Here is a 7,644-nt window from a genome sequence, read left to right on the forward strand (position 1 = left end):
TTTGACCTTAACCGCAACGATTAAGGAGCTTCGATGCCACATGATGTTGATTTAATCATATTACTTGCTGTTGGCTTTGGTATGGCTCTTATTTTTGGCTATATCGCAGCACGTTTACGCCTACCTCCTTTGATCGGTTATTTAATTGCGGGCATTATCATTAGCCCAAATACACCAGGTATCGTCGGTGACATTCATCTAGCCAACCAGCTTGCAGAGCTAGGTGTTATGTTTTTGATGTTTGGTGTAGGAATGCACTTCTCCCTTAACGATCTATTACAAGTCCGTCGTATTGCTTTACCTGGGGCTATTCTTCAAATCGCTGTCGCTACCCTCTTAGGTATGGGAGTTTCAATGCTCTGGGGCTGGGGTTTTGGCTCAGCACTCATTTTTGGTTTAAGTCTTTCCTGTGCCAGTACGGTTGTATTATTAAAAGCCCTAGGGGATCGTGGTTTACTTGATTCTGTTAATGGAAAAATTGCTGTCGGTTGGCTATTGGTTGAAGACCTTGTCATGGTCTTGGCTTTAGTATTGTTACCTGCAACTGCGGTTTTACTGGGCGGGCATGCATTACCCAACACAGATCCATCTCAAAGTATTTGGGTCACGATTGGTATTACTTTACTAAAAGTCACAGGCTTTATTGCATTTATGTTGATCATCGGCAAACGACTTGTTCCGATGATCATGCAGTTTGTCGCTCGTTTGGGTTCTCGTGAGTTATTTACGCTTACTGTAGTTGCTGCTGCAGTTTCAATTGCATATGGCTCTTATGCTGTATTTGGCGTTTCTATGGCACTCGGTGCGTTCTTTGCGGGAATGGTGGTTAAAGAGTCTGACTTTAGCCATCGTGCTGAAGAAGAAACCCTTCCGCTACGTGAAATCTTTTCGATTCTATTTTTTGTTTCCGTTGGAATGCTCTTTGATCCAAGAATATTGGTCGAAGAACCACTCCATATCTTAGCTGTCGTCGCAATCATCATGGTCGGTAAAACATTAGCTGCCATGGCATTGGTTTTATTCTTCCGTTATCCAATCAATACTGCATTGACTGTCGGTGCAAGTTTGGCACAAATCGGAGAATTCTCTTTCATTTTAGCGACGCTAGGTTTAGCTCTAGGATTACTTACACCTGAGGCGCAAAACCTAATTCTTGCAGGTGCATTATTTTCAATTACACTTAATTCTTTTGTGTTTTCTGCAATTGAACCTGCACAACGCTGGATTCGTGAGCGCTCACATTTAGCCCGTCTACTAGAGCGTAGTGGTGACCCATTAGCAATGTTACCTGACGAAGTTGATCAGTCCTATCTTCGTGATCAGGTGGTAATCATTGGCTATGGTGGTGTTGGACGTCGTATCAGTGAAAATCTGATTGAGCAGAACATCAAAGTCGTTATTGCTGAAGAAAATCGTGAGATTGTTGAGAAGTTACGTGCTAGTGGTATTGCAGCCGTGAGTGGTGAAGCCACTGAACCAAATGTATTGATCCAAGCACATATTCAACATGCACGTTTATTGGTGATTTCACCCATGGATATCCTCGACATCCATCGAATTGTCGATATTTCAAAACAGCTAAATCCAGAGATACAGGTATTAATCTGTGCCGAGAGTAAGGAAGAAGCCGCTGTTATCCGTGAGGAAAATATTGGTGAGGTATTCTACGCAAAAGAAGAAATGGCAAAGAATATGAGCCATCATATTTTGAATCAGATCGAGCTTGCGCATCAACCGAATGCTCATTGATTGTTTGGTCATATAAAAAAGCGTACTCAAGGTACGCTTTTTTATTATTAGCTTAAATGTTTAGGTTTTTCATCAACGACTTCGGCTTGCCACTGATTCATTTGTTTCTCTAATAAACCAAATAGAGCTGCTTGAATCATATGTTGTGCGACGAGAGGTGTTTGATCACCTAAGATCGCTTTTACTTCTTCACTGAACTGAATTTTTACAAGAGGTTCATTTTCTGAACCCGCATTACGTAAAGCAAGCTCACCACCTTCAAGTTGAACCAATTCAAGAATCGCTTCCTGACTACCAAATAATTCTTTTAACTGTTGCATAGACATCTATTTTCTCCATGATTCAACATGGTGGCAAAGCACCCTTGCACTTTACAATCTCACGTCTTACTTATATAGGTACGGCGTGCTTAGATTTCAAGTCAGTAACGATCTTGCTGGAGTTAGAATTCAACCATTTCATTACGAAAACCATCGATCAAATGACTCAATTCACGATGCCATTCTCGGAGAATCTTTGAATCTGGCAACCACGCTTGAGGACTTTGAGTGACTTTAATAATCAGGTTTGAAGATGTTTCACTTTCTGGCTCAGGAGAAGTTGGTTCAGGCGCGTATTGGCACATGCGATAAGCACGTTTTAACTCAGCAATGAACCCATCTTTGGCCAATTGCTGCAATACTGCAACCTCTGGAGAAACTTGACCTTTATCAGCCATGTGTTCTTCAATTGATTTAAATGTTGGTTGCATATCATTGAGACGATAATAGCGAACCAACTCTTGAAGAAAAGCCAAAATTGCACCATGCAAATGAAAAACTGCTGCTTCGCGATGTGCCTGTGCTTGTTGGATATTGTCAGTTTGCTCTGCTTGTTGACATGCGAGACGAGCAAAATAGAGTTTTTGATTGGTACGATCGGCATGATAGCGAGCAACACGAGACATAATAAATCCCTATCTTCATTTAAAACGAAAACTGATTGTAAAGCGTATTGGAGATGAAAAAAATAGCACTTATAGATTCAATTCAAGACGATAAAGTTTTCGTTTCGCAATTGCTTCAATTGGTTGCTTTAAAGGACGTACATTTGAAATAACCCAAGCGAAATATTCATCCGCCCAATCAGTTGCACAAGCTGCATCAATTTCTTGAGCCAACCAAGGATGTACTGACTCGATATCGATCAAAGCCACTACTTTGCCCATCTCTTCATCGCCATCATTATTCAAAAAGTGCGTATTCTCAACAATCACTAAATCTTTAAGCGGTAATTTCTCAGGTCGCCACGAGCGAACCTCTAAGGTCTTTATGCCTTGTACAATTCGCTCAGCATTTGGAGCAACAGTCGATAAGACTTGATATTGCTTTGTCATTAAGGATTAAGCTTTATCTTCAGCTATTTTTACACGAATCCCAAGACCTTTGAGTTTTAATGTATTTAGCCCTTTTACGGCTTTAATCGCTTCGCGTGGATTTGGCATTTCAACAAAACCAAAACCTTTGGATTTACCAGTCTCAGCATCTTTGACTACAACACAAGAATCGACTTTGCCATAAGCTTTGAATAAGTCGAGGATTTCTGCGTCTGTCACCAAACGATCTAAATTGCGAACTAAAATTTTCATGTTAAAACCTAGAGATGATTCACCATGAAGTGAATCAAAAGAAATGAATCACTCTAGTTTAATCGAAATCTATGCCAAAACCTAAATTGATTGTGCTTGAGCGAGCACGATTCGTTTGCCCATATGCACGAGGAATGTCACGATGAATTTGAATGTCCACTAAATGTTGAGGTAAATCATTTAGAAAGTAGCTTTCTATTTTTCTACCCAATTCATCATACTGATCTTGTGACCATAAATTTAAATTTTGTTTGGTTAAAATCAACTCATTTTCTGCACGCGTCAATGCGACATACAAAACACGCCTCTCCTCTTCGACATCATCAAAATCCCCCTGCGCCCGTGCATGTGGATATTGATTTGGAGATACATGTGGAACATAACAAACCTTTTGTTCAGCTCCTTTTGCAGAGTGAATCGTAATCAAAGTCACTAAGTCTTGATCGGGTGTCTTATCAATTTCTGATATCGAAATTGGGTCAAGTACATATTCTTCTAAAAATTCACCAAGTGAATGATGCTTACGTGCTAATTGTTTCACCAAATCAAAATCTTTGACTCTGCGTGACCAATCTTTGGTTTTGTAGTTATTTTCTAATTGCTCATTTAAAGCATCCAAAGCTAAGCCGATACAAGCTTCTACATGCTGCTGTAATACATCTAATTGCATCAAGATCAAAATCGCTTTTTGTGGCACTTTGCCATGTCGTTCTAATCGCTGACAACGTGCTTCGATATCAGGCAACTGAATGAGCTCTTGCGCTAATTTACTTGCCCCAACATCACCTACACCATCCCAAAGCGTCAAAAAGCGCATCCAAGCTAAATCATCCTGTGGATTGACACTGACGCGAAGCAAACTTAAAACATCTTTGACATGAGCGGATTCAAGCAACTTTACGCCACCGATAAATCGATAAGGAATATTCGCCGCAATCAAAGCCCCTTCCAAATACCGCCCGCTAAAACCTGAACGTAATAGAATCATATGCTCTGCCCAAGCAGCACCCTGCGAATGCCGTTGATTTAGATCTTGAACAATCCAATTGGCTTCTTCAAACTCATTACTCAGGATATGCAATTGTGGTTTTAAACCCTTTCCTCGATAGGCTTGTAAATGCTTGTCATAATCAATTTGGCTTTGCTCAAGTAACCAATTGGATAAATCTAAAATACCTTGGGTCGAACGATAATTCATTTCTAAAGTCAACACTTCAGCATCTGGTACACGCTCTTTAAAGTGATGAATATTTTCAAAATCTGCACCACGAAAACCATAAATAGATTGAGCATCATCACCAACACAGAATAATTTCACCTTACCTACCAAAGGCTGCAATAAAGCCCATTGCAGTGGATTAGTATCCTGCATTTCATCGACTAACAATGCTGAACAGAAACCCGTCACCCACTTCACCAACTCAGGTGAGTTTTGTAAATGCACCGCCACAATCGAAAGAATGTCGTCATAATCGAGGAAATTACGCTCTTGCTTGCGCTGCTCATAGGCTTTCATCAACTCGGCGATTTGCGACTTATACTCTACAGCTTGCGGTAATTGCTCGAATAAAGCATCAGATAATTTGGTTTTCGTGTTCCGTGCATAAGAATATAAATCACATAATTCAGCAGCTTTTGGCAACACATTACCTTTATCCTTACCACGCAATAAGCGGAACATCAGCAATTGATCATCTCGATCAATGATACTGAATTGTGTCAAACCAAAAGCGCGTGGATTACGGCGCAAAAGATACATACAAAAGGTATGAAATGTTGAGGCACGTAAACCTTTGGATTGTGCCCCCATATGTTGTTCAACTCGCGTAACAATCTCACTGGCAGCTCGCCGAGTAAACGTTAAAATTTGGATCTGCTGTGCAGGTAAACCTTGATCAATTAAATATGCTGCTCTAGCTACAATCGTTTTGGTTTTTCCACAACCCGCCCCTGCTAAAACTAAACAGTTATGCGCAATCGTAGTGGCTGCTTGTTTTTGTTGAGGGTTGAGTTCATCAATTAGCTTGGCGAGCGTCATAAAATTGGTCAATCAGAAATGAAGTGCTATTTTAGCAGACTAAAACTGCATCGCGGTTTTCTACTACCAAAACAAAAAGAGCATGTATCAACATGCTCTCAATATTTCAATAATTGTCGAATGTTAAATCACAGTTGAACTGTGTGGGAGCTGTTTGATTGCACTTGCAAAAGTTAAATAATTAATCCCTTGAAAAAGGATATCAATCGCGAGAAACATACCAAGTACCCAAAATGGTGAATCAGGTGACGATAGAATGAGAATACCTGTTAAAAGTGTTAATACACCAGAAAACAACACCCATCCCCAACCTGAGATCGGTCTTAAAATAAAGGCATTAACACTACGTATAATTCCAGCAATAATCAATGCGATTGCCAATAAATTGGTCAAAACCACTGCTGTAATCACGGGCGTAGTAAAAGCGAAATAACCAGCTGCAATATACAAAACGCCGAATAATGCCCACAACCACCGTGTCCCACCCTGAAAGACCATAAATGCAGCGATAAAATGTAAAATACCGCCGAGCATCATAAGGACACCAAAAAGAAGGACCGCTGATAATGTTGCAAAAGGCAGTGCAGCTAAAAGAACTAAACCAAAAATAACCAATAAGACACCTAATAACAGATACCATTTACGATCAGCGTGTAGCTGATTGCGAATCAGATCGTTACCCACCGTTTTCATCATTATTTACTCTTTTATCATCAATGTTATAGCTCTATTTTGAGCGTGTTCCATACACGATATTGTATAAAGCATGTTGAGAAATAATGACCGAATGTCAGGAAATCACGCTTTTTATTACATTGATCTTTTTATTTGATTGGTATGGATAAGTCAGAACTTATCCACAGATTATTGAACCCATCCTATCTCTTTTGCTGTGAGCAGACTAATAACTGTTTGTTCTAAATCATCAGGCATTTTACTTTTTTGCTCTGATAAAGGGATTCTCCCCCCCATAATTTCGGCTTCAGTTTGAGGATATAGGGGTCTTTTCTCGTATTGAGCATAGCCAATTGGAAAAAGTGGTTCGCCATTGGCTAAATTATATTTATCCGTAGCACCAAAACCATGAAGCAACTCATGTACGAGCACAACATTATTCTGTCTTTCTTGCTTATGAGCTGCGAATAAATTGACTGAACCAATACGACCTCGCTCAAGCGCAGTAGAGTGTTTTAACTCTTTTGTATTTTTTGGATCATAATAATTCAAATACAAAGTTAAACTTGGAGAACCATCTATTGATTCATGTTGTTTCCAAGCATAGAAACGAAACTTTAAACTCCACAATATATTATTGATAACACTTAGTTGTTCAGGTGTCTTAGGTGGTATTTGTTGTAATTCACGTCCTATCTGAACCATAAAATAACTGCTTTTCCCACGATATTGTTGACTATTTTTTTCTAAATACTGTTTGACCTCATAGAAATCATCTAGCTGTAATTCTTGGATATATTTTTGAGTAGAGGGTAAGCCATCAGCATTGATGGGATGTAGCAGAATATTGATCGGTTGGTTCCAGTCTTGGTTTTGATCACGATACGCATTAATTGCTACAATCAATAAAACAACTAAAAGACATGCAACCCTAATATTTTTCCACATTGAAGCTCTATTTCTGTTCGCCTGTTGTCGTGCCATTTTTTTTCTTCTTTTTTAAATACATTTGACTATCTTCTATCTTAGTTTCAAATAAATTTAACATTTTTATTAAACCAGATAATTTTGCACGACCATAATTTCTAGAGTCAAAATCAGGTTTAACTGCTGTAATATATTGTCCAACTATTGATAAATTAGCCCATCCATTATCTTCTGTATTATCTTTCACAGCTTTATAAATTAAATTTAGTGTTGCTCTATCAATAACAGAAGTATCTCGCTTATCATCAGAGTTGATTGTTGTCTCACTAAGAACAGTCTCATCTTTTTGAACAGCATTTTGTTTATTATTTTGTTTAACAGTTAGATCATTAGGTTCGAAATTAGGTTCAATATTACTAACAACTCGTTCTTGCTCTTCAATTAAATTTTCTACATAAATAAATTTATCGCAGGCGCGAATAAATGCTTCAGGTGTTTTACTACGTCCAAAACCATAAACAATTAAACCACTTTCTCGAATTCTTGAAGCTAATGGAGTAAAATCACTATCACTGGATACAATGCAAAAACCATCTAGTGCACCACTATAAAGTAAATCCATCGCATC

The 7,644-nt window shown here is 38.8% G+C and carries 9 protein-coding genes; 1 reads left to right on the plus strand and 8 read right to left on the minus strand.

The window, feature by feature from the left end; all coding sequences use genetic code 11:
- Positions 1–33 precede the first annotated feature (33 nt).
- Entirely contained in the window at positions 34–1,749 is a 1,716-nt protein-coding gene (locus A2003_RS08095) for a cation:proton antiporter (RefSeq protein WP_004916503.1), read from the plus strand.
- Between the two features lie 47 nt (positions 1,750–1,796).
- Here A2003_RS08095 and A2003_RS08100 read toward each other — a convergent pair whose 3' ends face one another.
- From A2003_RS08100 to A2003_RS08135, 8 genes are all read right to left on the minus strand, one after another.
- Complete coding sequence (locus A2003_RS08100; protein ID WP_004916505.1) at positions 1,797–2,075, minus strand: hypothetical protein; 279 nt, start codon at positions 2,073–2,075, stop codon at positions 1,797–1,799.
- 116 nt (positions 2,076–2,191) lie between these two features.
- A complete protein-coding gene (locus tag A2003_RS08105; protein ID WP_004916508.1) occupies positions 2,192–2,695 on the minus strand; it encodes a DUF6586 family protein in 504 nt (167 codons plus the stop codon).
- Between the two features lie 69 nt (positions 2,696–2,764).
- Entirely contained in the window at positions 2,765–3,124 is a 360-nt protein-coding gene (locus tag A2003_RS08110; RefSeq protein ID WP_112986889.1) for an ASCH domain-containing protein, read from the minus strand.
- A 6-nt stretch (positions 3,125–3,130) separates the two neighbouring features.
- Positions 3,131–3,376, minus strand: a complete 246-nt coding sequence (locus A2003_RS08115; protein WP_004916519.1) for an RNA recognition motif domain-containing protein — start codon at positions 3,374–3,376, stop codon at positions 3,131–3,133.
- A 58-nt stretch (positions 3,377–3,434) separates the two neighbouring features.
- Positions 3,435–5,414: an ATP-dependent helicase gene (locus A2003_RS08120; protein WP_112986888.1), complete on the minus strand. Its 1,980-nt coding sequence runs from the start codon at positions 5,412–5,414 to the stop codon at positions 3,435–3,437.
- Between the two features lie 123 nt (positions 5,415–5,537).
- A complete protein-coding gene (locus tag A2003_RS08125) occupies positions 5,538–6,110 on the minus strand; it encodes an HdeD family acid-resistance protein (protein ID WP_004659074.1) in 573 nt (190 codons plus the stop codon).
- A 168-nt stretch (positions 6,111–6,278) separates the two neighbouring features.
- Positions 6,279–7,037, minus strand: coding sequence for a hypothetical protein (locus A2003_RS08130; RefSeq protein ID WP_004659076.1), 759 nt, complete (start codon positions 7,035–7,037; stop codon positions 6,279–6,281).
- 7 nt (positions 7,038–7,044) lie between these two features.
- The coding region (locus A2003_RS08135) for an NYN domain-containing protein (protein WP_286687131.1) at positions 7,045–7,644 on the minus strand (600 nt) is incomplete at its 5' end.

Source organism: Acinetobacter sp. GWC1_38_13 (assembly GCF_001767535.1).
GTDB classification, from domain to species: Bacteria; Pseudomonadota; Gammaproteobacteria; order Pseudomonadales; family Moraxellaceae; genus Acinetobacter; species Acinetobacter junii.

What these genes read in the sequence shown, in the direction of transcription:
- A2003_RS08095 (WP_004916503.1), top strand. Translation starts at nt 34, where the DNA reads ATGCCACATGATGTTGATTTAATCATATTACTTGCTGTTGGCTTTGGT.
- A2003_RS08100 (WP_004916505.1), bottom strand. Translation starts at nt 2,075, where the DNA reads ATGTCTATGCAACAGTTAAAAGAATTATTTGGTAGTCAGGAAGCGATT.
- A2003_RS08105 (WP_004916508.1), bottom strand. Translation starts at nt 2,695, where the DNA reads ATGTCTCGTGTTGCTCGCTATCATGCCGATCGTACCAATCAAAAACTC.
- A2003_RS08110 (WP_112986889.1), bottom strand. Translation starts at nt 3,124, where the DNA reads ATGACAAAGCAATATCAAGTCTTATCGACTGTTGCTCCAAATGCTGAG.
- A2003_RS08115 (WP_004916519.1), bottom strand. Translation starts at nt 3,376, where the DNA reads ATGAAAATTTTAGTTCGCAATTTAGATCGTTTGGTGACAGACGCAGAA.
- A2003_RS08120 (WP_112986888.1), bottom strand. Translation starts at nt 5,414, where the DNA reads ATGACGCTCGCCAAGCTAATTGATGAACTCAACCCTCAACAAAAACAA.
- A2003_RS08125 (WP_004659074.1), bottom strand. Translation starts at nt 6,110, where the DNA reads ATGATGAAAACGGTGGGTAACGATCTGATTCGCAATCAGCTACACGCT.
- A2003_RS08130 (WP_004659076.1), bottom strand. Translation starts at nt 7,037, where the DNA reads ATGTGGAAAAATATTAGGGTTGCATGTCTTTTAGTTGTTTTATTGATT.